Origin of the sequence: Cellulomonas xylanilytica, assembly GCF_007989805.1 — a bacterium.
GTDB lineage: Bacteria > Actinomycetota > Actinomycetes > Actinomycetales > Cellulomonadaceae > Cellulomonas > Cellulomonas xylanilytica.
Genome location: NZ_BJUB01000009.1, coordinates 16,426 through 40,671, shown reverse-complemented (window position 1 = coordinate 40,671; position 24,246 = coordinate 16,426). Strand labels below are relative to the sequence as shown.

Annotated in this window: 23 protein-coding genes; 10 read left to right on the top strand and 13 right to left on the bottom strand. The window is 73.4% G+C overall.

Going from position 1 to position 24,246, the window contains the following annotated elements:
* Positions 1-43 precede the first annotated feature (43 nt).
* Positions 44-1,207 carry a diacylglycerol/lipid kinase family protein gene (locus CXY01_RS14390; protein ID WP_146928196.1) on the top strand — a complete coding sequence of 388 codons (1,164 nt, stop codon included), beginning with the start codon at positions 44-46 and terminating at the stop codon, positions 1,205-1,207.
* A 4-nt stretch (positions 1,208-1,211) separates the two neighbouring features.
* Here the strand turns inward: CXY01_RS14390 and pheA are convergent, their stop codons facing one another.
* On the bottom strand, positions 1,212-2,159 hold the full coding sequence (gene pheA, locus CXY01_RS14385; RefSeq protein WP_146928194.1) for a prephenate dehydratase: 948 nt from the start codon (positions 2,157-2,159) through the stop codon (positions 1,212-1,214).
* Positions 2,160-2,249: 90 nt separating this feature from the next.
* Here pheA and CXY01_RS14380 point away from each other — a divergent pair, with 90 nt between their 5' ends.
* Positions 2,250-4,565: a hypothetical protein gene (locus CXY01_RS14380; protein WP_186813412.1), complete on the top strand. Its 2,316-nt coding sequence runs from the start codon at positions 2,250-2,252 to the stop codon at positions 4,563-4,565.
* Here CXY01_RS14380 and CXY01_RS14375 read toward each other — a convergent pair.
* Together CXY01_RS14375 and CXY01_RS14370 are read right to left on the bottom strand one after the other, a co-directional pair.
* A complete protein-coding gene (locus CXY01_RS14375) occupies positions 4,528-5,316 on the bottom strand; it encodes a glycosyltransferase family 2 protein (RefSeq protein ID WP_146928650.1) in 789 nt (262 codons plus the stop codon). The two genes, CXY01_RS14380 and CXY01_RS14375, sit on opposite strands and share 38 nt — an antisense overlap.
* 153 nt (positions 5,317-5,469) lie before the next feature.
* Positions 5,470-6,294 (bottom strand): DUF5926 family protein, encoded by an 825-nt coding sequence (locus CXY01_RS14370; protein WP_146928192.1) that lies wholly within the window; start codon positions 6,292-6,294, stop codon positions 5,470-5,472.
* Between the two features lie 83 nt (positions 6,295-6,377).
* On the opposite strand from CXY01_RS14370, the gene pgm reads away from it, so the two are divergent.
* Positions 6,378-8,051, top strand: a complete 1,674-nt coding sequence (pgm, locus tag CXY01_RS14365; RefSeq protein ID WP_146928190.1) for a phosphoglucomutase (alpha-D-glucose-1,6-bisphosphate-dependent) — start codon at positions 6,378-6,380, stop codon at positions 8,049-8,051.
* Positions 8,052-8,111: 60 nt separating this feature from the next.
* On the opposite strand, the gene CXY01_RS14360 is transcribed toward pgm, so the two are convergent.
* Positions 8,112-8,408, bottom strand: a complete 297-nt coding sequence (locus CXY01_RS14360; RefSeq protein ID WP_146928188.1) for a GNAT family N-acetyltransferase — start codon at positions 8,406-8,408, stop codon at positions 8,112-8,114.
* Between the two features lie 58 nt (positions 8,409-8,466).
* Between CXY01_RS14360 and CXY01_RS14355 the strand changes: the two genes are divergently transcribed.
* The 4 genes from CXY01_RS14355 to CXY01_RS14340 all read left to right on the top strand — a co-directional run bounded on the left by CXY01_RS14355 (position 8,467) and on the right by CXY01_RS14340 (position 13,392).
* Entirely contained in the window at positions 8,467-9,762 is a 1,296-nt protein-coding gene (locus CXY01_RS14355) for an MFS transporter (RefSeq protein WP_146928186.1), read from the top strand.
* Positions 9,759-10,703, top strand: a complete 945-nt coding sequence (locus tag CXY01_RS14350; protein WP_146928183.1) for a phosphotransferase family protein — start codon at positions 9,759-9,761, stop codon at positions 10,701-10,703. Before CXY01_RS14355 ends, CXY01_RS14350 begins: the two co-directional genes overlap by 4 nt.
* 37 nt (positions 10,704-10,740) lie before the next feature.
* Positions 10,741-11,571 carry a hypothetical protein gene (locus CXY01_RS14345; RefSeq protein WP_146928181.1) on the top strand — a complete coding sequence of 277 codons (831 nt, stop codon included), beginning with the start codon at positions 10,741-10,743 and terminating at the stop codon, positions 11,569-11,571.
* 63 nt (positions 11,572-11,634) lie between these two features.
* Positions 11,635-13,392 carry a pyruvate dehydrogenase gene (locus tag CXY01_RS14340; protein WP_146928179.1) on the top strand — a complete coding sequence of 586 codons (1,758 nt, stop codon included), beginning with the start codon at positions 11,635-11,637 and terminating at the stop codon, positions 13,390-13,392.
* Positions 13,393-13,405: 13 nt separating this feature from the next.
* Here the strand turns inward: CXY01_RS14340 and CXY01_RS14335 are convergent, their stop codons facing one another.
* A complete protein-coding gene (locus CXY01_RS14335; protein WP_146928177.1) occupies positions 13,406-13,807 on the bottom strand; it encodes a VOC family protein in 402 nt (133 codons plus the stop codon).
* Between the two features lie 73 nt (positions 13,808-13,880).
* Between CXY01_RS14335 and CXY01_RS14330 the strand changes: the two genes are divergently transcribed.
* Positions 13,881-14,438, top strand: coding sequence for a TetR family C-terminal domain-containing protein (locus tag CXY01_RS14330; RefSeq protein WP_146928175.1), 558 nt, complete (start codon positions 13,881-13,883; stop codon positions 14,436-14,438).
* Here CXY01_RS14330 and CXY01_RS14325 read toward each other — a convergent pair.
* Positions 14,435-15,718 (bottom strand): MFS transporter, encoded by a 1,284-nt coding sequence (locus tag CXY01_RS14325; protein WP_146928173.1) that lies wholly within the window; start codon positions 15,716-15,718, stop codon positions 14,435-14,437. The genes CXY01_RS14330 and CXY01_RS14325 overlap by 4 nt on opposite strands.
* Before the next feature lie 205 nt (positions 15,719-15,923).
* Here CXY01_RS14325 and CXY01_RS14320 point away from each other — a divergent pair, with 205 nt between their 5' ends.
* A complete protein-coding gene (locus CXY01_RS14320) occupies positions 15,924-16,445 on the top strand; it encodes a gluconokinase (protein ID WP_146928170.1) in 522 nt (173 codons plus the stop codon).
* Between the two features lie 105 nt (positions 16,446-16,550).
* On the opposite strand, the gene CXY01_RS14315 is transcribed toward CXY01_RS14320, so the two are convergent.
* Genes CXY01_RS14315 through CXY01_RS14305 form a run of 3 tightly spaced genes read right to left on the bottom strand, consistent with a single transcriptional unit; the run spans position 16,551 to position 18,255 of the window.
* A complete protein-coding gene (locus CXY01_RS14315) occupies positions 16,551-17,378 on the bottom strand; it encodes an ArsR/SmtB family transcription factor (RefSeq protein ID WP_146928168.1) in 828 nt (275 codons plus the stop codon).
* Positions 17,379-17,419: 41 nt separating this feature from the next.
* Complete coding sequence (locus CXY01_RS14310; protein WP_146928165.1) at positions 17,420-17,911, bottom strand: DUF427 domain-containing protein; 492 nt, start codon at positions 17,909-17,911, stop codon at positions 17,420-17,422.
* Positions 17,908-18,255 (bottom strand): YtxH domain-containing protein, encoded by a 348-nt coding sequence (locus tag CXY01_RS14305; protein WP_146928163.1) that lies wholly within the window; start codon positions 18,253-18,255, stop codon positions 17,908-17,910. Before CXY01_RS14305 ends, CXY01_RS14310 begins: the two co-directional genes overlap by 4 nt.
* A gap of 117 nt (positions 18,256-18,372) precedes the next feature.
* Between CXY01_RS14305 and CXY01_RS14300 the strand changes: the two genes are divergently transcribed.
* The gene (locus tag CXY01_RS14300; protein ID WP_146928161.1) at positions 18,373-19,737 is read left to right on the top strand and encodes an APC family permease; all 1,365 of its coding nucleotides are present in this window, start codon (positions 18,373-18,375) and stop codon (positions 19,735-19,737) included.
* Positions 19,738-19,742: 5 nt separating this feature from the next.
* Here CXY01_RS14300 and CXY01_RS14295 read toward each other — a convergent pair whose 3' ends face one another.
* The 4 genes from CXY01_RS14295 to CXY01_RS14280 are packed head-to-tail and all read right to left on the bottom strand — an operon-like array spanning position 19,743 to position 24,243.
* Positions 19,743-20,033, bottom strand: a complete 291-nt coding sequence (locus tag CXY01_RS14295) for a hypothetical protein (RefSeq protein ID WP_146928159.1) — start codon at positions 20,031-20,033, stop codon at positions 19,743-19,745.
* A 49-nt stretch (positions 20,034-20,082) separates the two neighbouring features.
* Positions 20,083-21,006, bottom strand: a complete 924-nt coding sequence (locus tag CXY01_RS14290; RefSeq protein WP_186813411.1) for a pseudouridine synthase — start codon at positions 21,004-21,006, stop codon at positions 20,083-20,085.
* Positions 21,007-21,040: 34 nt separating this feature from the next.
* Positions 21,041-22,705: a S41 family peptidase gene (locus CXY01_RS14285; RefSeq protein ID WP_146928157.1), complete on the bottom strand. Its 1,665-nt coding sequence runs from the start codon at positions 22,703-22,705 to the stop codon at positions 21,041-21,043.
* Positions 22,702-24,243: an amidohydrolase family protein gene (locus tag CXY01_RS14280; protein ID WP_146928155.1), complete on the bottom strand. Its 1,542-nt coding sequence runs from the start codon at positions 24,241-24,243 to the stop codon at positions 22,702-22,704. Before CXY01_RS14280 ends, CXY01_RS14285 begins: the two co-directional genes overlap by 4 nt.
* Positions 24,244-24,246: the final 3 nt, after the last annotated feature.

Here is a 24,246-nt window from a genome sequence, read left to right as displayed (position 1 = left end):
CCCGTGCAGCGGGTGCGCAGCGGGCGGGCCGTAGATTCGGCACATGACCTGGGAGGCGTGGGTGGCCGTGTGCGCGGCCGTCGTGGCGGTCGCCTCCCTCCTTCTGGTGGCGATCCTGTGGTTGCGGCAGCGGGAGCTGCGGCGACGGATCGAGTCGCCGCGCAGCGGTCCGGGCGCGCGGGAGCTGCGGCTCGCGCGGGACGTCGACGAGACCGGACAGCTCGTGGCCTTCGTCGCCAACCCCTCCAAGCAGGACGTCCCTGCGCTCCGGCTGGCGGTGCTGAACGCCTGCGCGGACCAGGGGCTGCCCCGGCCGCTGTGGTTCGAGACGACCATCGCGGACCCGGGCGTCGGTCAGACGCGGGCCGCGGTCGCCCAGGGCGCGGACGTCGTCGTCGCGATCGGTGGCGACGGCACGGTGCGGGCGGTGGCCGAGGGGCTCGTCGGCACGGGGGTCCCGATGGGCCTCATCCCGGTGGGGACGGGGAACCTGCTGGCCCGCAACCTCGACCTGCCGCTCAGCGACGCGATGGCCGCGCTGCGCACCGCGCTGGAGGGCCGGGACCGGACGATCGACGTGGGCTGGCTGCGGGTGCACCGGTGGCAGTCGGAGCTCGACGACCCGGTCAGCGACGCGGCGGAGGTGCTCTCGACGGCCCTGCCGGACCTTCCGCGCGACCACATCTTCCTCGTCATCGCCGGGCTCGGGTTCGACGCCGCGATGGTGGCCGACACCGACGAGCAGCTCAAGGCGCGGGTCGGCTGGATCGCGTACTTCGTCTCCGGCATGCGCCACCTGCACGGCCGGCGCACCCGCGTGCACGTCCGGCTCGACGAGCAGCCCATGACGTCGACCCGCCTGCGCAGCCTGCTCATCGGCAACTGCGGCAGGCTGCCCGGCGGCATCACGCTGCTGCCGGACGCCGAGCTCGACGACGGGTGGCTGGACATCGCGGCCATCGACACGCGCGGCGGGATCGCCGGCTGGGCCCAGCTGTTCGGCGAGGTGATGCTCCAGGGCGCGGGCGTGCGCAACGACCTGCCGGCCAAGATCGGCCGCATCGACCACACGCGGGCGCAGGAGGTCCGCGTGGTGGTGCAGGGCGGCGAGCACGTGCAGGTCGACGGCGACATCGTCGGCCGCGTCACCGAGCTGTCCGCGCGGGTGGACCACGCGGCGCTCGTCGTGCGCGTGCCGGTGGTCTGACGCGTCAGGTCGCGGTGCCGCTGCGCAGCGCCTGCAGCCAGGTGCGCGCGCCGACGAAGTCCGTGTCCGCGGTGCCCACGTGCACGGTCGGCTCGACCGCGTCGGCGCGCGGGTAGGAGCCGAGGAACCGGACGTACGGGCACCGGCGGTGCAGACCCATGACGGCCTCGCCCACGCGCTCGTCGGTGATGTGGCCCTCCGCGTCGAGCGAGAAGGAGTAGCGGCCGAGCGCGTCGCCGATGGGCCGCGACTCGATCCGGGACAGGTTCACGCCGCGCACCGCGAACTGCTCGAGCATCGCGAGCAGCGCACCCGCCTCGTTGTCGGGCAGGTGCACGACCAGGGTCGTCTTGTCCGCACCGGTGCGCGGCGGCACGGCGCCGGGGTGGCCGACGACGACGAACCGGGTCTGCGCGGAGACGTTGTCCGCGACGTCGACGGCCAGCGGCACCAGGCCGTAGGAGTCGACGGCGGCGGGCGGGACGAGCGCGGCGTCGAACGGGAGCTCGGCCCCTCCGGCAGCGATCAGGGCGGCCGGCGCGGTGTTGGACGTCGCGGGGACGTGCACCACCGACGGCAGGTGACGCGCCAGCCAGCGCCGGCACTGCACCCAGGCGTGCGGGTGGGCGGAGATGCGGCGGACGTCCTCGATCCGCACGAAGGGTGCGGCGGCGAGCGTGAACTGCACCGGCACCAGCATCTCGCGCACGATCACCAGGGGGTCGCCCCCCGCGAGGCTGTCGAGCGTCGCGGTGACGCCGCCCTCGACGGTGCTCTCGATGGCCACCACCGCGAAGTCAGCGTCGCCCGTCCGCACGGCCTCGATGGCCGACGACACGTCGGACACCGGCAGGTCGACGCACTCGCCGACGGGCGCGACCTGACGCAGGGCCGCCTCGGTGAACGTGCCGGCCGGACCCAGGTACGCGTACCGCGGCAGCCCCTCGGACATGGCGTCCCTCCCGTGCAGATGATGTGCACGCTGCACGGATACCCCACAGCGTCGCCGGGGTCGAGGGTAGTGCGCCCGTAGGCTGGAACGGTGCTGACCCCTGCCCGCCCGCGCGCGTCCGTGCTCCGCGGTGCGGTGCTCACCCTCGTGCTGGGCCTGGTGGGGATCCTCCTGGCGACGCCGGCTGGGGCGGCGGAGGAGCCGTCGCCCGCACCGCCGGTGCTCCTGGTCGGCATGACCGGCGTCCGCTGGGACGACGTCACCACCCTCACCACCCCGGCGCTCTGGAGCCTGTCCCGCGAGGGGTCGGTCGGCCTGGTCGCCGCCCGGAGCGTCGCGTCGCGGTCCTGCCCCGCGGACGGCTGGCTCGCCGTCTCCAGCGGCACCCGGGCCGCGGACGTGCGGGCCGACGACGGCACCTGCCGCACCCTGCGCGACCCGGGCGACACCGGGCAGGTCCCCGGCTGGGACGACTACGTCGCCGCGGCCGACGCCGAGTCGTACGGGGCTCGGCCGGGGTTCCTCGGGGACATGCTCGCCGAGTCCGGGACGGCCGCCACGGGCATAGGGCCCGGTGCCGCGATCGCGCTCGCGGACGCCGCCGGCCTCCCTGTCGGGACGCACGAGATCCTCCCGGCCACCAGCACGGGCCTCACCCGGGCGGTGCGCGACGCGCTGGGCGCCTCCCGGCTCGTGGTCGTCGACGCCGGGTCCCTGCGCGACCCGGGCTACGCGACGAACCCGCGGCCGAGCACCCCGCAGCCGACCGCGACCGCGCCGGACGACGCGCTCGAGGAGCCGTCGCCCCCGGAGGTCTCCACCCCGGACGCGATCATCGAGCCGTCGCGCGCGCTCCAGGCCCAGGTCATCGACGCCCGCATCGGCGCCGCGATCGCCGGTGCGCAGCGCTCCGGCGCGACCGTCCTCGTCGTCTCGCTCGCCGACTCCGGACGCACCGCGCTCCAGCTGGCCGCAGCCTCGGGGCTGGCCCCGGACGGCACGCAGTACGTCGACAGCCTGCTGACGTCGGGGTCCACCCGCCAGGCCGGGCTCGTCCAGACGGTCGACGTGACGCCGACGCTGCTGGACGGCGTCGGGCTCGAGAGCAGCGCGGCGTCCCTCAGCGGCGCCGTGATCCTGCCCGGCCCGTCCGTCGCCACCGCGTCCGTGCGCGTCGCGCAGCTGCTCGACATCCAGCGGCACGCCACGATGGTCACCCGCGTCAGCGGCGCGTACTCGACCCGGCTCGTGCTCGTGCAGGCGGTCCTGTTCGTGGCTGCGGCGATCATCCTGACCCGTCGCGGCCGCTCCGACCGTGCCCCGCTGCGGCCGGCGCTGCGCGTGCTGCAGGTGTCCGCGCTCGCGCTCGCCGCCGCGCCGGTGGCCTCGTTCCTGACCAACACGATCCCGTGGTGGCGCTCCGACATGCCGGTCGCCGCGTTCTGGTGGGTGCTGCTCGGGTGGACCGCGCTCATCACGACCGTCGCGCTGGTCGGACCCTGGCGACGCAACCTGCTGGGACCGGCGGGGGTGGTGGCGGGGGTCACGGTCGCGGTGCTCGTGGTCGACGCGTGCACCGGGTCCACGCTCGTCATCGACTCCCCCATGGGCGCCCACCGGGTGCTCGCCGCGCGCTTCTACGGCATGAGCAACCAGGCGTTCGCCCTGCTCACGGCGGCCGGCCTGCTGCTCGCCGTCGCGATCGCCGACCCGCTGCTGCGGCGCGGCCGGCGCGGGATCGCGACCGCGGTCGTCGCCGGCCTCGGGCTGCTAATCGTGGTCGTCGACGGGGCCCCCGGGCTCGGCAGCGACTTCGGTGGCCCGCCGGCGCTGATCCTCGCGTTCGCGATGCTGACCATCGTCGTCAGCGGTCGCAAGGTGAGCTGGCGGTCGGTCGCGCTGATCGCGCTCGTCGGCGCCGTCGTGGTCGGCGGGTTCGCGGTGCTCGACTGGATGCGCCCACCGGCCGACCGCACCCACCTGGGCCGGTTCTTCGCGACCGTGCTCGACGGCGGTCTGTGGGACGTCGTCGGCCGCAAGATCGCCGTGAACCTGCGGGTGCTGACGTCGTGGCGGTACCTGGTGACCGCCATCGGCGGCATCGCCCTGACGTGGCTGGTGGTCGTCGGCGGCCGCCCGCGCCGCGGCGAGCTGATGGGCCAGGGTCCGCTGGCCGGGCTGACCCGCGCGGTCCCGCTCCTGCGGCCCGCGGTCGCCTCGATCGCGGCCGCGCTGACCGTCGGGTTCCTCATGAACGACTCGGGCATCGTGGTCCCGGCGACCGGGATCGCCCTCGCGGTCCCGTGCCTCGTCGCCGCCGCGGCCCAGTGGCGGCTCGGCGCCCCGGACGGCGAGCCGGACGAGCCGGCTAGCGGTGCGTCTGCGGAGGTTTCTGCTCGGGTGTGACCGTGCGCCGCACGGCGCCCGCGGCCCGGCGGACGCGGCGGGCGTTGACCGCCAGCTGCACGTCCCGGTACTGCGCCGCGCGGTGGAGCTGACCCTTGAGGTCCGACCCCGACGGGCGGTGCTTCAGGTCGCACGGCACCTCGACGACGCGGAAGCCGCGGCGCAGCAGGTCGATCGTCATGCCGGTCTCGACGCCCCACCCGTGGGCCAGCGGGGTCGCCGCCTCGAACGCCTCCCGGGTCAGGCAGCGCATGCCGGACAGGGGCTGCGTCGGGGTCCAGCCGGTCATCGACGTGATCGCCCGACGGGCGGCGCCGACGACGATCCCCCGGCCACCGGCACCCGGCTGCGGGGGGATCAGCGCGATCGCCAGGTCCGCGTGCCCCTCGAACACCGGCGGCACCAGCGGCGCGGTGTTCACCGCCGTCTCGCCCAGGTCGCCGTCGATGAACAGCAGGATCCGCGGCTGACGGTCGGGCGCGTCACGCATGGCGACGACGGCGGCGCCGGTCTCCATCGCGGCGGCCTTGCCGCGGTTGTGCGAGTGCCGGACGACGACCGCGCCCGCCTCCCGCGCGACGTGCTGCGTGTTGTCCTCGGAGCCGTCGTCGACGACCAGCACCAGGTCCACGTGCGGGATGGCGCGCGCCGAGCGGACGGTCGCCGCGATGCGTCGCGACTCGTCCTTGGCGGGGATGATCACGGCGACGCGCTGGCGGGCCTTGTGAGCGGCCGCCTTGCGTGCGTCCACGACAGCCTTGCGCGCCGCCACCGACGGGGTCGGGACGGTGTCGACCGACTCGACGGCAGGGGTCGCGGAGGCGGTCCCCGCCTGGTCGTCGACGGCCTTGCCGCCCTTGCGCGTCACGTCGGCCACCCTATCTATCTGAGCAGGTCCCGCCGTTCAGCGCAGCGTGACCTGCCGGGCCACCAGACCGGCACGCGCGCGCCGCTCGTCGGCGTCCAGCGGCGTCGTGTCCGCGAGCGCGGCCTCGAACCGGGGCAGGAAGTCGGCGAGGGGCTTCTCGACGTCCTCGGCCTCCGACCCCTTGGCCAGCTCCCAGACCGGCACGACCAGGCCGGCGGAGCGGAAGTAGCCGACGAACTTGGCGCCCTCGAAGCCGGACTCGCGCTTGGCGTGCAGCCGCGCCAGGCCGTCGAGCACCACCTGCTCCTCGTGCGGCTGCGCCCAGCGCAGGAACTCGCGGGCGCCCATCCGGCACCAGTACGCCGCGTCGGCGGCGTCGAGCTTGACGGTGTCGATGATGCCGCCGTCGGCCTCCTCGATCGCGGCCTGCAGGTCCGGGGTGCGCTCGGTGTCCGGGGCCAGCCAGTACGCGAACGAGTCCTGCACGGTGACCTCGAACGGGACGCTCAGGTCGAGCACGTCCTGGAGGCGCGGGCCGGGCTCCGGCAGGCCGATGGTCTCGACGGCGGTGCCGGGCTCCACCTCGATCGCCTCGAGCAGCGCGTGCGCGAGGTCGCGGCTGACGTCGTTCGAGCTGCTCGTCGTCTGGAGGGCCAGCAGGACCAGGCCGTCGGCACGGTGCAGCGCGGGCCAGCTGGTCGGCAGGACCGTGGTCACCAGCACGTCGCGCGCGCCGTACTCCTTCGTCGTACGGGCGGTCGCGGTCGCCGCGGGGACGAGCTCCTTGAGCGCCACCCAGTCGGGCTCGCCGGGGAGCCCCTCGAACGGGCGCAGCACGAAGTCGGTCGAGTTCTTGGCCATGCCGGAAAGGCTACCGGTCCCCGTCGGGCCGACCAGCCGGACAGGGGGTCGCGGCAACCCGGACGGTGGGGGAGGATCGCGACATGGACCCGCGCGCCGGAACACCTGCCCAGCCGTCCGACCTCGTCGACCTCGACGCCCTGACCAGCGCGTACTACGACCGCGAACCGGACCTGGACGACCCGGCGCAGCGCGTGGCGTTCGGTACCAGCGGGCACCGCGGCTCGGCGCTGGACACCGCGTTCAACGAGGCGCACATCGTCGCCATCACCTCGGCCATCGTCGAGTACCGGCGCGACCAGGGCACGGACGGGCCGCTGTTCATCGGCCGGGACACGCACGCGCTGTCCGACCCGGCGTGGCGCTCGGCGCTCGAGGTGCTGGCGGCGGCCGGCGTCGAGGTGCACGTGGACGCCCGCGACTCGTGGACGCCGACTCCCGGGGTGTCGCACGCGATCCTGCGGCACAACGGCGCGGGCAGCTCCGAGGGCGTCCGGACGCAGGGGCCCGGCCTGGCCGACGGGATCGTCGTGACCCCGTCGCACAACCCGCCGCGGGACGGTGGCTTCAAGTACAACCCGCCGCACGGCGGCCCCGCGGGGTCCGAGGCGACGGGCTGGATCGCGGACCGGGCCAACGAGATCCTCGCGTCCGGCTGGAGGTCCGTCCCGCGGGTGAGCGTCGAGACGGCGCTCGCGGCGGACACCACGCGCAAGCACGACTACCTCTCCTCGTACGTCGCCGACCTGGCCAACGTCATCGACGTGGAGGCCATCCGGGCGGCGGGCGTCCGGATCGGCGCGGACCCGCTGGGCGGTGCGTCCGTCGAGTACTGGGGTGCCATCGGGGAGCACTACGGCCTCGACCTGACCGTGGTGAACCCGACGGTGGACCCGCGGTGGGCGTTCATGACGCTCGACTGGGACGGCAAGATCCGGATGGACTGCTCGTCGCCGTACGCGATGGCCTCGCTGGTCAGCCGCATGGCGGGCGACCCGGCGCCGTTCGACATCGCGACCGGGAACGACGCCGACTCCGACCGGCACGGCATCGTCACGTCCGACGGGCTGATGAACCCGAACCACTACCTCGCGGTCGCCATCGCGTACCTGTACGGCGGCGCGCGCCCGGGCTGGCCGGCGGGGACCGCGATCGGCAAGACGCTCGTGTCGTCGAGCCTCATCGACCGGGTGGCCGAGCGGCTGGGCCGGCGCCTGCTGGAGGTGCCGGTTGGGTTCAAGTGGTTCGTGCCCGGGCTGGTGGACGGGTCCGTCGGCTTCGGCGGCGAGGAGTCCGCGGGGGCGTCGTTCCTGCGCACCGACGGGACCGTGTGGACCACCGACAAGGACGGGATCCTGCCGGCCCTGCTGGCCTCGGAGATCCTGGCCACCACCGGCAAGTCGCCGTCGGAGCACCACCGGGACCTCGTCGCGGAGTTCGGGCAGTCCTGGTACGCCCGGGTCGACGCGGCCGCGTCCCGCGAGGAGAAGGCGACGCTGTCGCGGCTGACCCCGGACCAGGTGACCGCCACGTCGCTGGCCGGCGAGACCATCACGGCCAAGCTGACCAACGCGCCCGGCAACGACGCCGCGATCGGCGGTCTCAAGGTCACCACGCACAACGCGTGGTTCGCGGCCCGGCCGTCCGGCACCGAGGACGTCTACAAGATCTACGCCGAGTCGTTCGTGTCCGCCGAGCACCTGGCGCAGGTGCAGGCGGAGGCGAAGGACGTGGTGTCGGCGGCCCTGGGCGCGTAGCGCGGGCACCCACGAGCAGGAGGCCCCGGGGTGACCACGTCCCCTGGGGTCTTCTTCGTGTCAGTGCTGGGGTGCCCGGACCAGGTCCTGGTAGTCGGGGTGCCGGCCGAGCCAGGCCTTGACGTAGGGGCAGAACGCGACGACGTCACGCCCGCTCGCCCGCACGGCGTCCAGGGCGCCCTGGACCAGCGTCGACGCGATCCCCTGCCCCTCGAACGCCGGGTCCACCTCGGTGTGCGTGAACACGACCGTCGTGCCGATCGTGTCGTACACCGCGAACCCGAGCAGCTCGCCGTCGGGAGCGCGCGCCTCGAACCGGTGCTCGTCGGGGGCGTCGCTGACCTGCACGTCCGTCATGCCTTGAATGGTGGGGCACGACGCGCCCGTGGGGAAGGGCGGATGACAGACTGACGGCATGCTCCAGCCGTACCGCGACGTGCTCACCCGACCCGGAGCCCTCGCGTTCTCGGCCACGGGCGTGCTCGCGCGGCTGCCGATGTCCATGGTCGGCATCGGCATCGTGCTCATGGTGTCCACGCTGTACGGCTCGTACGGGCTCGCCGGTCGGGTGTCCGCCGTCTACGTCATCGCACAGGCCCTCTGCTCGCCGCAGCTCGCGCGGCTGGTGGACCGGCACGGGCAGGGGCGTGTCATGCGGCCCGCCGTCGCGATCGCCGCCGTCGGCCTCGTCGGGCTCGTCGTCGCCGCGACCGCCGAGGCGCACGAGGCCTGGCTGTACCTGACGGCCGTGGTCACCGGCGCGGGCATCGGGTCGTTCGGTTCGCTGGTCCGGGCGCGCTGGGCCCGCGTGCTCGGCACCGACCCGCACCGGATGCACACCGCGTACTCCCTGGAGTCGGCGCTCGACGAGCTCGTCTTCATCGTCGGTCCCGTGCTCGCCACCGTCCTCGCCACCGGTGTCGCACCCACCGCCGGCCTGATCGTGCCGCTGGTCGCCATGCTCGTCGGCGGGTACTGGTTCCTGTCGCTGCGCCGCACCGAGCCACCACCCGCGCCCGCCGGCAGCCCGCGCCCGAAGGGGTCGGTGCTGCGCAAGCCCGGCATGGTGGTCCTGGCCATCGTCTTCGTCGCGATGGGCTCGATCTTCGGCGCCACGGACGTCGCCACCGTCGCGTTCGCCGAGGAGTCCGGCTCCAAGGGAGCAGCGGGGATCATCCTGGCGATCTTCGCGCTCGGGTCGCTGATCTCCGGCCTGCTCTACGGCACCCGCACCTGGAAGCGGCCCCTGTACCTGCGGTTCGCCACCGGGATGGTCGCGTTGGCCGTCGGCGTCTGCTTCTTCTTCCTCGTGCAGTCGCTCGTCGCGCTCGCGGCCGTCATGTTCGTCGCCGGGTTCGCCATCGCCCCCACCCTCATCAACGGCAACGGGCTGGTGCAGGACCTGGTCCCGCGCGAGCGGCTCACCGAGGGGCTGACCTGGGTGGGCACGTCGCTGGGCGTCGGGGTGTCCGTCGGGTCGTCCGTGGCGGGCGCGCAGATCGACATCAACGGGTCGCACGCCGGGTTCCTCGTCGTGGTCATCTCGGCCGGGGCGGCCGTCGTCGCGACGCTCGCCGCGCTCCGGACCCTGCGCGGGGACGGCGGGGACCACGTGCGCAACTCCGTGGAGGCCGAGTCCCCCTCGGCGACCGGAGGGGCCGCGGTCGCCGCGTGCGAGGTCGCCGAGTCCGTGGAGCCGAACCGCTCATGATCGACGCACTCACCGCGCTCGTCGCGCCGCTCGGCGTGCTCGCGGACGCCGAGCTGCTCACCGGCGGGCAGTTCGCGACGACGTACCGGGTGACCCTGGCCGACGGTGAGCGCGTCGTCGTGAAGACGGCACCGACCCGCACCGACCAGCTGCTGGCGTACGAGCACGACCTGCTGCGCGCCGAGGCGCTGGTCTACGGGCTGGCGGCGTCGCGACCCGAGCTGCTGATGCCGCAGGTGCTGCTCACCGACTTCTCCCGGACCGTCCTGCCCAGCGACGCGCTCATCGTCAGCCACCTCCCGGGGGTGCCGCTGGTCGACGCGGGCTTCGGACCGTCGGACCCGCGGACCGTCCGGGCCGAGACCGGGACGGGGGCGGTGCTGGCCGCGCTGCACGGGCTCGTCGGACCCGCCTTCGGCTACCCCTGCGGGCGGCAGAGCTCCTCTTGGACCGAGTCGTTCACGGCGATGATCGACGAGCTCCTCGACGACGCCGCGCGCTGGTCGGTCCCGGTGCCTGCCGACGACGTCCGCGCGGTCATGTCCCGGCACGCGCACGTGCTCGCCGACGTCACCACGCCGTCCCTCGTCCACACCGACCTCTGGGCCGGGAACCTGTTCGTCGACCCGGACTCGGGCGAGCTGCTCGGCGTCATCGACCCCGAGCGCGCGTTCTGGGGCGACCCGCTGGCGGACCTCGTCGGCATCGACCCCATGGGCCGCGAGCCCGGAACCCCGGCCGTGCTGGCGGGATACGGGCCGGTCGACATCGACAGCAGGTCCGCCCGCACTCGGCTGGAGCTGTACCGGATGCGGCTGTGCCTCGTGATGATGATCGAGATCACGCCCAGGAAGTTCGAGGGCGACTGGGTCGAGCCGCACCGGTCGGCCGTGACCGCGAACCTGCACGTGGCGCTCGCGGCGCTCCGGCAGCTGGGCTGACCCGCTCGCGCGGGCGCGCGTGGGTGAGGATGTGCGGATGCTCACGCTCCGCCCAGCCCGCGTCACCGTCGCGGTCGCCGCGCTCCTCGTCCTCGCCGGGTGCACCGCGGACGCCACCGCTCCCGCGGCGGCTCCGTCGGCCTCCTCGACCCCGACGACCGCGCCGCTGACGTTCGAGGCGGTGACGGCCGCGCTGTCCGAGACGCTGGTGCCCGCCGCGACCGTCAGGCGCTGCGACGAGTACGAGCCGGGCACGCCCGAGGCGCAGGCGTACCTCGACCAGCTCGCCGCGGAGGTCGCCGCCACGCGGGCCGAGGAGGCCGCCGCGACCGGAGGCGCAGCGACGCCCCTGCCGAGCCCGACCCTGCCCCAGTGCGGCAACCCGCAGCTCGGGGACCTGCGCGCCGCGTCCGTGGCGGGTCACGCCTTCGCCCTGGGTGACCCCATCGAGCTCCCGGTCGCCGGCGGCGCGAGCCGGGCCGTCGAGGTGTACGAGATGCCCGACCCGGACGCGGCGCAGACTGCCGTCGGGGCCGAGGCGGCCGACCTCGAGGGCTGGGCCGTCGACAAGGAGTCGGCCCGGGTGAACAACGGGGACGGCACCTACGTGCCGCGCACCGTCATCTCGGGGGCCGGCGTGCACGAGGTCGACCTGCCCGGCTGGACGGCGTGGGTGCTCACCCGCGACGAGGCCTCGTTCCAGGACGACGGCAGCCCCGCCGCCGACCCCTACTCCGCGGCACACCTCTGGGCCGCGCGCGACGGCCTGGTCGTCCGCGTGCAGGTGGTCGGCGACACCCCCGGTCAGGCTGCGGCGACCGCGCTCGACACCGCCGCACGGTTCGTCACGGCGGCCGACACCGACTGAGGTGCGACCCGCCCGGCCCGGGCTGACGATGGAGGGACCGCCCACCACCCCCGGAGGTCACCCGTGGCACGTCGTCGATCGATCGCGGACCTGCTCGTCGCCCAGCTCGTCGCCGCCGGTGCTCGGCACGTCTACGGGATCGTCGGGGACAGCCTCAACCCCGTGGTCGACGCCGTCCGGCGGGCGCGCGAGGACGGGGCCGACATCGCCTGGGTGCACGTGCGGCACGAGGAGGCCGGGGGGTTCGCGGCGGCGGCCGAGGCGGAGCTCACCGGGCGGCTGGCCGTCTGCGCGGGGTCCAGCGGACCGGGCAACCTGCACCTGATCAACGGCCTGTACGACGCCAACCGGTCCCGCGTCCCCGTCCTGGCCATCGCCTCGCACATCCCGAGCGCGCAGGTGGGCACCCAGTTCTTCCAGGAGACCCACCCCGACCGGCTGTTCGTCGAGTGCTCCGTGTACTCGGAGCTGGTCTCGACCGCCGCGCAGGCACCCCGCGTCATCCGGTCCGCCATCCACCACGCCTACGGTGCCCCCGGCGTCGCGGTGCTGACGCTGTCCGGCGACATCGCAGACCTCGAGGCACCCGACGCCGGCATCGACGTCCTCACTCCCCCGCCGGCCCCGCGCGTGGTTCCCGACGACGGCGCCGTGCGCGCGCTCGCCGAGGCCATCGACGCCGCGGGCAAGGTGACGATCTTCGCGGGGGCCGGGGTGCGCGGGTCGCGGACCGAGGTCCTCGCCCTGGCGCGCGCACTGAACGCCCCCGTCGGGCACAGCCTGCGCGGCAAGGAGGTCATCCAGTACGACAACCCGTTCGACGTCGGGATGTCCGGGCTGCTCGGGTACGGCGCCTGCCAGTCCGCGATGGAGGGCGCGGACCTCCTGCTCCTGCTCGGCACCGACCTCCCCTACGACCAGTTCCTGCCGGCGGGCGTCCGCACCGCACAGGTCGACATCGAGCCCACCCGGCTGGGCCGCCGGACGCGCAACGACCTGGTCGTGCTCGGCGACGTCGGCGAGACCGCCGCGGCGCTGCTCACGCTGGTCAAGCCGAAGAGGAGCCACCGGTTCCTCGACCAGATGCGCAAGAAGCACGACCGCGCCATGAGCGGCGTGGTCGGCGCGTACACCAAGGACGTCGAGCACACCGAGCCGATCCACCCCGAGTTCGCGGCCGTCGTCCTGGACGAGGAGGCGCCCGACGACGCCGTCTTCACCGTCGACACCGGCATGTGCAACGTCTGGGCCGCCCGGTACATCACGCCCAACGGCAGGCGCCGGGTCATCGGGTCGTTCTGGCACGGATCCATGGCGAACGCCGTCCCGCACGCGATCGGCGCGGCCCTCGTCGGCGACGGTCGGCACGTCGTGGCGATGGCCGGCGACGGCGGCCTGTCGATGCTGCTGGGCGAGCTCATCACCGTGAAGGCGCTGGACCTGCCCGTGAAGATCGTCCTGTTCGACAACGCGACGCTCGGCATGGTCCGGCTGGAGATGCTGGTCGACGGCCTCCCGTCCTACGGCACCGACAGCCCGTCCGTCGACTACGCGGCCGTCGCGTCCGCGATCGGCATCCCGTCCGTCCGCGTGGAGAAGCCGACCGAGATCCGCTCCGCGCTGCGCGAGGCCTTCTCCCACGACGGCCCGGCGCTGATCGACCTGGTCACCGACCCGCGCGCCCTGTCGCTGCCGCCGAAGATCACACGCGCGCAGGTTTCCGGGTTCACCGCCGCGATGAGCAAGGAGGTGCTCGGCGGCGGGCTGGGCGAGGTCATGGCGATGGCCCGCTCGAACCTGCGCAACGTGCCGCGCCCCTGACCGCCCCCCAGCGTCAGCGGTCCTGGTCGAGGAGCTCCGGGTCGGTGATCGGGATCGGCTGGATCACGTCGACCAGCACGCCACCGGGGGCCACGAGGATCACATGCCGCTGACCGAACGTCTCCGACCGGAGCTCCTGGGCGACCGCCGCGCCGCCGCGCGTCACCAGCCGCTCGTGCTCCGCGTCGACGTCCTCCACCTCGATGTTCACCAGCACGCCGGCCGCGGCGGTGCGGTACCCGGCCGGGACGGACTCGTGCGTGGCGTCGAGCACCGCCAGCTCGAACGTCCCCGAGCGCAGGGACACGTACCAGTCGGACTCGAACACGGTCTCCACCGCGAACGCGTCGCGGAAGAACGCGGTCGTCGCGGCGACGTCCGTGCTCATCAGGACGGGGTAGATGCTCGTGATCATGAGGCCCTCCCGATATAGATTCGTTGTGTATGTATACTTACATACACAACGTATGTAAAGGAAGGAGTGGCGGGTGGCCCGTGCGACCAAGGAGCAGAGCGAGGTCACTGCGGCGCAGATCCGCACGACGGCACGGCGACTCTTCGCCGACCTCGGCTACGCGGACGTCAGCCTCGAACGCGTGGCAGAGCTGGCCGGCGTCACCCGCGGAGCCGTCTACCACCACTTCGGCAGCAAGCTCGGGCTGTTCACCGCCGTCGTCGACGACGCCCAGGCGGTCGTCGCCGCGGCCGTCGCCGAGGCCGCGCCGGACGACGGCTGGACCGCGATCGAGGCGGGGAGCCTCGCCTTCATGCGCGCCGTCGTCGACCCGTCCGTCCGGCGCGTCCTGCTCGTCGACGGTCCCGCGGTCCTCGGCTGGACGGCCTGGCGGTCGATGGACGAGGCGCACTCCGGCCGGCTGCTGGTGGACGGGCTGGGCGCGCTCGACGACCTCGCCGTCGACCCGGCGGCCGCCGCCGCGCTGCTCAACGGCGCCATGAACGAGGCCGCACTGTGGATCGCCGCGGGTGGGGACGCCGCGCTGGCGGAGCACGGGGTGCTGCGGATGATCAGGTCCCTGCGGAGCTAGGGCACCGGGTGGCGAGCGTCGTAGTTCCAGAACGAGCGCTGCGACCGGACCAATACCCACAGCAGGATGACGCAGAGGCAGCCGCCGACCACCGCGGCCCAGCCCTCGCCGATCTTCGACGCCGCCCCGCCCAGCAGCGCCTCGCCCAGACGCGGACCACCCGCGACGACGACGATGAACACGCCCTGGAGGCGGCCGCGCATGTCGTCGGGCGTCGCCGTCTGCAGGATGGTCTGCCGGAACACCGAGCTGATCGCGTCGCTGGCCCCCGCGACCACCAGCATGAGCACGGCGATCACGAGCGCGAACCAGAGCACCTGGTCGGGGTGCGACCGGCCCACCAGCACGAGCGTCAGCCCGAACCCCGCGATCGCCAGCCCCCAGACCGTGATGGCGACCGCGATGATCCGGCCCTGCCAGCGGATCCGCGCGAGCCCACCGGAGAACAGACCCGCCAGCCCCACGCCGACCGCCGCGGACGCGGCCATCACGCCGGTGGTCGTCGCTCCCCCGCCGAGGTAGACCAGGCCGACCGCCGGGAACAGCACGCGCGGTGACGACGTGATCATGGCGACGAGGTCCACGGCGAACGTCATCCGCACGTTGCGCTGCGTGCCCAGGTAGCGGAACCCGTCGACCACCGAGCCCAGACCGACGCGCTCCCGCCGCGTCTCCGACGGCAACGGCGGCTGCGCGGGCAGCCGGAAGACCGCGAACAGCGCGGCGGTGAACAGGACGACGTCCACCGAGTAGGCGACGCCGTAGTCGAACGCGGCCACCAGTGCGGCGCCGAGCAGCGGACCGACCGTGAACGCGACGCTGAAGCCGAGCGTCTGCAGGGCGTTCGCCGCCGGCAGCAGCGTCGGGTCCAGCAGTCGCGGGATGATCGCCGACCGCGCCGGCGTGCTCACGGCGAACGCCCCCGACTGCACGGCGACCAGCGCGAACAGGACCCACTCCTGGTCATTGCCCAGCCACGCCTGGACCGCCAGCCCGATGGTCGCGGCCCACGACACGACGGACGCGACGAGCGCCACCCGACGGCGGTCGTAGTGGTCGACGATCGCGCCGCCGTACAGGCCGAAGATCACCAGCGGGACCAGCGCGCACAGGCCCAGCAGACCGACCGAGGCCGTCGAGCCGGAGATCCCGTACACCTGCAGCCCGACCGCGACGACCGTCAGCTGCGCCCCGAGGTTGGAGATGGACAGCCCCCACCACAGCCGCCGGAACGCCGGGCTGACGCGCAGCGGCGTGGTGTCGACGACGAACGAGGGCATCGGACGAGTTTAGTTGCCCGAGCGACGCGTGCGGACGCGTGCCCTGGACCCCCGGCCGAGACCGGCAGCGACCGGCGAGCGAGGCAGTCGCAACTGCCGACCTCGTCGGAAAAGTGCCGACCTCGTCGTCGCGCCGGACGCAGGAGCTCGGGGCGCGACGACCGCCTCGCGTTCGCTCGGCGGCGGGCGTGCGAGGCTGTCCCGCGTGAGCAGCCAGCCCGAGCACCTCGTCGTGGTGGGGGTGTCCGGGACCGGGAAGTCGACGACCGCGCTGCTCCTGGCCGAGCGGCTGGGGCGGCCGATGATCGAGGGCGACGACCTGCACCCGGTCGCCAACGTCGAGGCGATGCGGGCGGGGCGGGCGCTCACCGACGCCGACCGCGGCCCGTGGTTGCGGGCGATCCGGGACGCGATGTCGGCGGCGGGCGGACCGACCGTGGTGACGTGCTCGTCGTTGCGCCGCTCCTACCGGGAGATCCTGCGCACCGCGCACGGTCGCGTGCGGTTCCTCCACCTCGTCGTCCAGCCCGACGAGCTGCAGCGACGGCTGGTCACGCGGACCGGCCACTTCATGCCGCCGACCCTGCTGGCCAGCCAGCTGGCGACGCTCGAGCCGCTGATGCCCGACGAGGACGGTGTCGAGGTGATCGCCGCCGGCACGCCGGACGCCATCGTCGACGAGGCCCTGCGCCTGCTGGCCGACGCACCGCCGCCGCCCGACGCCTGAGTGCGTGGGTTCGGCGCGAGACCGTGGGTTCGCACCCACGATCTCGCGCCGGAGCCACGTTCTCGCCGTCGTCGGCCCGCCGGGGCAGGGCCGGGTACGGCCGGGTCAGGCCTCCAGCGACGTCCCCGTCTCCAGGAGCGTCTTGAGGTCCGAGAGGATCTGCGGCCAGCCGCCGCCGAACTGCGGCAGGTCGCCCGAGATCAGGGACGCCGTGCGCGGCGCGCCGGTGACGTCGTGGATCAGGGTCAGCTGCGTGACGCCGGGGCCACGCTCCTCGATCTCGTAGGTCAGCCGCGTGAACCCCTCGGCGCGGGCCTCGTCGTCCCACAGGGTGCGCCAGGTGAGCACGAGGCGGGAGCCCTCGACGACCTCGAGCACCTCGCCGTCGAGGATCACCTGGTCGGCGGGGACGCCGGACGCGACCATGTCCGCCGACGGCCGGGTGGAGAAGGAGCCGCCGGGCGTGAGCTCGAACGTCGAGGGGCTCTTGTAGCCGTACCGGGCGTTCCACTCGGGCGACGTGATGGCCTTCCACACGGTGGCGGTGTCGGCCTTGATCCAGATGCGGTTGACGAGGACGGTCGTGGTGGCCGTGTCGGTCTGCGTGCTCATGGTGCTCTCCAGGGCTGATTTGAGGTCGGTCAACGCGTGCAGGCGCTCGGCGCCGAGCACGTCGTACTTGTCGATCCACCGCTCGTGGATCAGCTGGATCGGGACGGCGTTGAGGAAGTGGAGCTTCTCCCGCCCGGATCGTCGCGTGACGACGAGGCCCGCCTCCTCGAGCACCTTCAAGTGCTTCATGACGCCGAAGCGGGTCATGTCGAGGTCCTGCTCGAGCTCCGTCAGCGTGCGGCCGTCACGCGTGTAGAGCTGGTCGAGCAGGTGGCGACGGGTGGCGTCCGCAAGTGCCTTGAACACCAGGTCCTCGTCCATACCGACGACATTAGGTGACCATTTGGTCACATGTCAACGCCTCACCAGCCGCGGGTGCCTGGAGAACCCTTGAACGGTCCGACGACGCGCGACGTGATCCAGCCGCCGTAGAAACCGCCCGGCTGCGGCTCGACCAGCTCGCCGTCGACGGTGCACCTCAGGTCGCCGGCATAGAGGGCGACGCGGTCGGCGAGCACCTCGTACCCCGGCAGCGGCGCCGGGTAGGTCCAGCCGATGCGCGGCAGGAGCCGACCGCCGGCGCGCACCGAGACGTACGAGGCCACGCCCTTGTACTCGCACACCGACGACCCGACGGCCGGCTCCAGCACGCCCGGCTCGAACGCGTCGAACGGCAGGTAGTACACGGGCGGGTGGCTGGTCTCGAGCACGCGCACCGCGTCGGAGGTGGTCGCGACGGGCATGCCGCCGAGCGTCACGACCACCAGCTCCGACGTCGGCTCGACCCGCGGAGGCCGGGGGTAGTCCCAGACCGACTCCTGGCCGGGAGCTGCGGGCAGCGGGGTGGGGGTCACCGCTGCCCGGGGTTGGCGTCGTCGGCGTCCATCAGGGGCTCGACGACGGTCGGCGACGCGTCGTTGGTGTCGTTGGTGGAGTGACCGTTGGTGGAGTGCTTGGTGGTCGACGAGGACATCGCGCCCTTCGCCGAGTCGACCGCCTTCTCCCACACCGCGGCACCCTGCTTCTTGGCGAACGACGCCGCCTGGCTCTCGTACTCCTGCACGTACCCCTGCACGCGCGGGTCACGCCAGACGTCACCGGCCCAGCCCTTGACCTTCTCCAGCTGCCGACGTCCGGCGGGAGTGCCGACCAGGTACCCGACGGAGACGCCCGCCACGAACACGACTCGCTTGATCATGCGCAGTCCTCCCGATCTCGTCTGAGTGTCCGAGCGTAGGCAGGGTTCCGCGTCGACGCGCGGCGGGAGCCTTCCGGCAGAACACTGGGCCCAACGCGGGTCCACGAGAGGGCGACGATGAGCGAGCAGAAGGTCATGACCACGCCGCTGAAGCGCACGATCGGGCGCAAGGTGCTGCTCCTCTTCGTCGTCGGCGACATCCTGGGCGCGGGGATCTACGCCCTGACCGGCAAGGTCGCCGCCGAGGTGGGCGGTGCCATCTGGCTGCCGTTCCTGTGCGCGTTCGTGCTGGCCGGGCTCACCGCGGCGTCGTACGCCGAGCTCGTCGGCAGGTTCCCGCAGGCCGCGGGTGCCGCGCTCTACGCCAACCGGGCGTTCAAGCGCCCGTTCCTCACGTTCATGGTCGCGTTCGCGGTGATGATGTCCGGCATCACCAGCGCGTCGGCGGCCGCGCGAGCGTTCGGCGGCGACTACCTCGCCGAGTTCTTCACGGTCCCGACGCTGGCCGCCGCCTGGTTCTTCCTGCTGGCCATCTCCGCGGTCAACCTGCTCGGCATCTCGGAGTCGGTGCGGGTCAACGTGGTGCTCACCGTGGTCGAGGCGACGGGTCTGCTCGTCATCCTCGCGATCGGCGGCTGGGCCCTGATCAGCGGCGACGGCGAGCCTGGACGGACCATGGAGCTGGAGACGCAGGGCGCACCGCTCATCGCCGTGCTGGGTGCCACCGCGCTCGCGTTCTACGCCCTGCTCGGCTTCGAGGACTCGGTCAACCTGGCCGAGGAGACGCAGAAGCCGCGCCGTGACTTCCCGCGGGCGCTGTTCGGGGGCCTCGCGATCGCCGGTCTCATCTACCTCGGCGTCGCGTTCACGACGTCGATGCTCGTGGACACCGAGACGCTCGCCGAGTCGACCGGTCCCCTGCTCGAGGTGGTCAAGGTGGCGGGCCTGACCTTCCCGCCGGGCCTCTTCGCGGTGATCGCCCTGCTCGCGGTCACCAACACCGCGCTCATCAACATGATCATGGCGTCCCGGCTGGTCTACGGGATGTCGAGCGAGGGCATCGTGCCCAAGGTGCTCGGACGCGTGCACAAGGGCCGCCAGACGCCGTACGTCGCCATCGCGTTCACCCTGCTCATCGCGCTCACCCTGACCAGCACCGGCGACCTGGCAGGACTGGCCGACACCACCGTGCTGCTCCTGCTGCTGGTCTTCGTCGTCGTGAACGTCTCCGTGCTGGTGCTGCGCCGGGAGCCCGACGACGAGCCGGCGAAGGGCGACGACGGCCCCTCGTTCCGCGCCCCGACGTGGGTGCCGGTCGTCGGTGCGCTGGTGTCCCTGGTGCTCGCGTCGCCCATCACGGGCCGCGACGCCGACGTCTACGTGCGCGCCGGGCTGCTGCTCGCCATCGGCGTCGTGCTCTACGTCATCAACCGGCTCGTCGTCGGCAAGGTGGACGCGGACCCGGCGAAGCTGACCGGCTGAGGCGCCTACGGCCGGCGCGCGACGGTCTCCCCGTCGAGCACGACCCGTACGGGCGTGCCCGGAGCCGCCGGGACGAGGCGCGCGTACGTCCCGTCGACCTGGAACACGGTTCTCTCGTCGCCGACCACGACGACGAGCTCCCCCACGCCCGTGCCGTGCACCGTGACCCCGCCCGCGCCGGGCACGATCGCCGCCTCGGCGCGCTGGGGCAGGGACGCGACGAGCGCGACCAGGACGGCGACGACGACCGCCAGCACGAGGACGGCGACCGGCCGGGACGGAGCGGTCAGGCCCATGGCGTGCCTCCTCGGTCAGCATGCGCCGTCGCGACGAGCGTAGCGGCGGTCAGTCGAGGTCGGTCAGGGGAAGGCGTCGCACGCTGCGGAACCGGCGCGCGCTGCCGTCGACGGGGTCGGTGAACGACACCTCGCCGGCCAGCAGCTGCAGCGGCCGGCTGAAGTCGTCGACGTCGACCTCCCGCACCACCGGGTACAGCGGGTCGTCGACGATCGGGATGCCGAGCCCCCACAGGTGCACGCGGAGCTGGTGCGTGCGGCCCGTGCGTGGCGTGAGCCGGTAGATGCCGCGCCCGTCCACCTCCGACTCGAGCTCGACGAGCGTCTCCGCGTTGACGGGGGCGTCCGGCACGACCTCGGCCTGCCACGAGCCGCGCTCCTTGTGCAGGTGGTTCCGGACGACGAGCGGGAACGTCAGGTCGTCGCGCAGGGGCGCCAGCGCCCAGTACGTCTTGTCGACCGCGCGATGCTCGAACAGGGACTGGTACGGCCCGCGCCACCTCGGCTCGGTCGCCAGCATGAGCAGGCCGGAGGTCACCCGGTCCAGCCGGTGCAGCGGCGACAGGTCCGGCAGGCCCAGCTCGGCGCGCAACCGGACGACGACGCTCTGCATGACGTGCCGACCCCGCGGGATGGAGGAGAGGAAGGCCGGCTTGTCGACGACGACCAGGCGCTCGTCGCGATGGACCACGTGGATCGGTGCCGTGACCACCGGCTCGGCGCGCAGGTCGCGGTGGAACCACACGAACCGGTGCGGACCGTAGGGGTCGTCGTCGCGCACCGGGCGACCGTGCTCGTCCACGAACCGCTCCCCCGCCAGCATCGCCGCCACGTCGACGTGCTCGGGCAGCCGCTCCCGGAGCCACTCGCCCATCGTCGACCACGCGTCCGGATGCGAGCCGTGGCGGTCAGGGGTGCGCAGCCGGGCGGCGTCGAGACCGTGCCGCGCCGGCAGCGGCGATCTGGGGGGCACGCCGCCGATGCTAAGGCGTGCCGGACGGCAGGAGTCAGCTCGCGGCGAGGAGCCGGGCGCAGAACTCGACGAGGTCCGCGTTGCCGTGCAGGACGTCGTCCTCGGTCATCGTGTAGTGCTCCTCGCCCGAGACGCCGACGTCCTCGATGGCGAGTCCCGACGCTGTCCCGGAGCGGGCGATGCGTCGCACCGACAGGGAGTACCCGATCCCCGCGGGCCGCGCCGGCAGCGGCAGCCCCGCGACGTGGTAGGCGTACTCGATGTCGTCATGGGTCCACACGTTGGCGCCTCCACCACCGGTGCCCTCCCCGACCGAGACGATCTGGCCGATGCCGTGGTCGGCGATGCCGGCGGCGAAGATGTCGCCGCTGGAGAAGGTGGTGGGGTCGACCACGACGACCACCGGGCCGCGGTAGGCCACGGGGCGACCGTTGCAGCGCTCGGGGTCGGAGATGGTCAGGTGCTGCGAGTGCTCCTCCCCGAGGTCCATCGCGGTCCTGACCGAGGCCGCCCAGTCGGCCAGGTCGGCGCCGTTCCCGTCCGCGTCGGCCAGCGCGGCCACGGCCGGGGTCGCTCGCAGCGCGAACCGGACGGGCTGGACGACTTCGGTGGTGAACAGCTGCAGGAGTCGTTCCGCCACCTCGATGACCCCGCCCGGGTTCGCGCGCAGGTCGATGATCAGGCCCTTGCGCGGCATGGCCCGCAGGACGCGGTCGACCTCGTCGAGGTACCGGCCGCTGTGGTTCACGTCGAACGTCCACAGCCGTAGGTACCCGACGGTCCCCTGGCTGGTACGCAGCCGGCGGGCGGAGATCGCGTCCGCGAAGGCGGTCGGGAGCCACGCCGACGACCTCGCGACGCGGGCGTGCTCCGCGACCTCCTGCTGCCAGAGCGCGGGCTGGAACAGCAGCTTGCGTGCCCGTCGTGCGGCTTCGCTCGTGGCGTCGACGGCGCGACGGGTGCGCAGCTCGACGGTGTCCGACGCCGTCAGCGCCGTGGACGGCTCGATCGCGCGCCACTCGAAGCGGATCGTCCGGTCCGGCCCGTCGACGGTGGAGGCATCCCGGTAGCCGACGTCGACCCACAGCTCGTCCGGCTGCGGCAGGAACGCGAGCGGTCGCTGGGTCAGTGTCTCGAGCGCGCGGGCACGCCGGGCGTCCAGCCGGCCGCCGGTGAGGGTCTCGGCGTAGAGGTCGACCGCCCGCGCGAACGGCAGCGCGTTCCAGGTGGTGACCCGGACGCCGGGCACGAAGCCGTCGTCCTCGATCGTGTCGCTCACCTTGGTGACCACGTACGTGGGCGTCCGGTGCTCGCCGAACCCCTCGACCAGGAACGGCAGTGCCGCGACGTACAGCGCCCGGCGCGGGTCGCGGCCCATCAGGTAGAGCTGGGTGTGCTGGTCACGCAACCGGTTGATCGTGAACGTGAGCTCGCGCAGGAACTCCGCCGAACCCAGGTACGGGATCTGCCGGCGCAGCGCCAGCAGGGCGCGCACCGGGTCGTACCCGTACAGCGACCGCTTCTGCTCGTGGTGGACGTACACGTCCGTCATCAGCCGGCACCACAGGTCGATCAGGTCGTGCCGCTGCGGGACGGTCAGCTCCACCGGGAGCTCCGAGGGGTCGTCCGGCACGCCGGGCACCTGACGCAGCGGGCGGCCGTGCTGGGCCCGCTGCGTCGCCTCCGCCAGGCCGCTCACAGCCCGAACTCCCGCCGTAGCCCGGCCAGGACGCCCGCCTGGATCGGGCTGGCGTCGAGCGCGTCGAACCAGTCGCTGTCGTGCTCGACCGGCGGCACCGGCGGGATGCGGACCGCGGCGGGGTTCTTGGGCGGGCCAGCCCGTCCGGTGCGTCGGGTGTCCGGCATGTCGAGGAACAGCTCGAGGGCGGCGTCGTCCGCGAAGCGCGAACCCGCCGCGGCTCGGGCCGAGGCGTTCGCGATCGCCGCCGGCGGGTCGCTCTGCACCGTGCGCAGGGTGCCCATGATCTGCTCCCACGACCAGGCCCGAGAGGCGTCGAGCGGGTCGGGCAGCGCGACGAGCCTGCGCCGCCGCCGGACGGTCATCCCGAAGGCGTCGGGTGCGCCGGCGGCGAGCATCAGGTGCTCGTCGCCGTAGCGGGGCACGCCGCCCACGACGACGAGCTCGACGTGCAGCTCGGTCGCCGCGAGGATCCGGCGCCAGGCATCCCCGGGTCCGTGCCCCCGCACCACCGTGACGTCCGCGAAGGCGCCGGGGACCAGCCGGCCGATCGGGCGTCCCCAGCACCGGGTCAGCAGCTCGCCGGGGTTCGAGGTGGCCATCTGCACGATGTCGCGGTCGCTGACGGAGTAGCCGAGGTGGCGGGCCACCAGCCGCGCGACCTTCATCTCCCCGAGCAGGTTGCGGGTGCCAGACGGCCCCCAGTCGGAGCCCAGGCAGACGCGAACCCCACGGGCCCGGGCGTCGTCGACCAGCGTCGTGTCCCCGTACAGGACGAGGTTCGACAGCGGCGACCACACGACGCCGCCCGCGTTCTGCGGGGACCAGGCGAGCCAGTCGTCGGCGCCCAGGGCGCAGCAGTGGATCCCGATGAACGTCGGGAGCAGCCCGTCGGCGCCCTGCAGGTCGGTGTAGTCGCGGCGGACCCGCGAGTCCTTCCGGCCCTCCGCGCAGTGGTAGATGAACCCCGCGCCGCCCTCCATCTGGCGCACCGCACCGGCCAGCGCGTCGCCAGTCTTGGTCACCACCGACGTGCGGATCAGGTCGTCGCCGACCTTGCCCGGGCGTCCGGCACGCTCGTCGTCGACGTTGCGCATGACGGTCTGGTAGCCCCGGTTGGCGGACGGCCACCCCTGCGCGGACGTCGCCCCGCCCGCCATCTCGCGGACCTGCACGTAGCCGAGGAGCGCCTCGGGGCACGCCTTGGCGTAGGTCCAGGCGGGCTCGGTGATCGACTCCGTGTACGTGTCCGCCTGCGTCCAGTGCTTGTTGTGCAGCCACGGCTCGGTGCGCTGGGGCTCCGCCCACAGGGGCAGCGCGTTGTAGGCGAGGTGGTTGTGCAGGTCGATGAACCCCGGCAGCACGTACGAGTCGCCGACATCGACCTCGGGCGCCCCGACGAACCCGCCGATCCGCTGCTCGCCGAACGTGACGTCCACGACCGCGTCGTCGCGGATCCACACCCGGCCGCGCCGCGGCACCTCGGGGACGTCGCCGACCATCGTCGCGACCTGGCCGGCGATCACGAGCTGCGTCATCGA

Bases quoted from the DNA above. Each gene is read 5' to 3' on its own strand.
- CXY01_RS14390 (WP_146928196.1), top strand. From the start codon at position 44: ATGACCTGGGAGGCGTGGGTGGCCGTGTGCGCGGCCGTCGTGGCGGTC.
- pheA (WP_146928194.1), bottom strand. From the start codon at position 2,159: ATGTCCGAGGGGCTGCCGCGGTACGCGTACCTGGGTCCGGCCGGCACG.
- CXY01_RS14370 (WP_146928192.1), bottom strand. From the start codon at position 6,294: ATGGCCAAGAACTCGACCGACTTCGTGCTGCGCCCGTTCGAGGGGCTC.
- pgm (WP_146928190.1), top strand. From the start codon at position 6,378: ATGGACCCGCGCGCCGGAACACCTGCCCAGCCGTCCGACCTCGTCGAC.
- CXY01_RS14360 (WP_146928188.1), bottom strand. From the start codon at position 8,408: ATGACGGACGTGCAGGTCAGCGACGCCCCCGACGAGCACCGGTTCGAG.
- CXY01_RS14355 (WP_146928186.1), top strand. From the start codon at position 8,467: ATGCTCCAGCCGTACCGCGACGTGCTCACCCGACCCGGAGCCCTCGCG.
- CXY01_RS14350 (WP_146928183.1), top strand. From the start codon at position 9,759: ATGATCGACGCACTCACCGCGCTCGTCGCGCCGCTCGGCGTGCTCGCG.
- CXY01_RS14345 (WP_146928181.1), top strand. From the start codon at position 10,741: ATGCTCACGCTCCGCCCAGCCCGCGTCACCGTCGCGGTCGCCGCGCTC.
- CXY01_RS14335 (WP_146928177.1), bottom strand. From the start codon at position 13,807: ATGATCACGAGCATCTACCCCGTCCTGATGAGCACGGACGTCGCCGCG.
- CXY01_RS14325 (WP_146928173.1), bottom strand. From the start codon at position 15,718: ATGCCCTCGTTCGTCGTCGACACCACGCCGCTGCGCGTCAGCCCGGCG.
- CXY01_RS14315 (WP_146928168.1), bottom strand. From the start codon at position 17,378: ATGGACGAGGACCTGGTGTTCAAGGCACTTGCGGACGCCACCCGTCGC.
- CXY01_RS14305 (WP_146928163.1), bottom strand. From the start codon at position 18,255: ATGATCAAGCGAGTCGTGTTCGTGGCGGGCGTCTCCGTCGGGTACCTG.
- CXY01_RS14300 (WP_146928161.1), top strand. From the start codon at position 18,373: ATGAGCGAGCAGAAGGTCATGACCACGCCGCTGAAGCGCACGATCGGG.
- CXY01_RS14295 (WP_146928159.1), bottom strand. From the start codon at position 20,033: ATGGGCCTGACCGCTCCGTCCCGGCCGGTCGCCGTCCTCGTGCTGGCG.
- CXY01_RS14280 (WP_146928155.1), bottom strand. From the start codon at position 24,243: ATGACGCAGCTCGTGATCGCCGGCCAGGTCGCGACGATGGTCGGCGAC.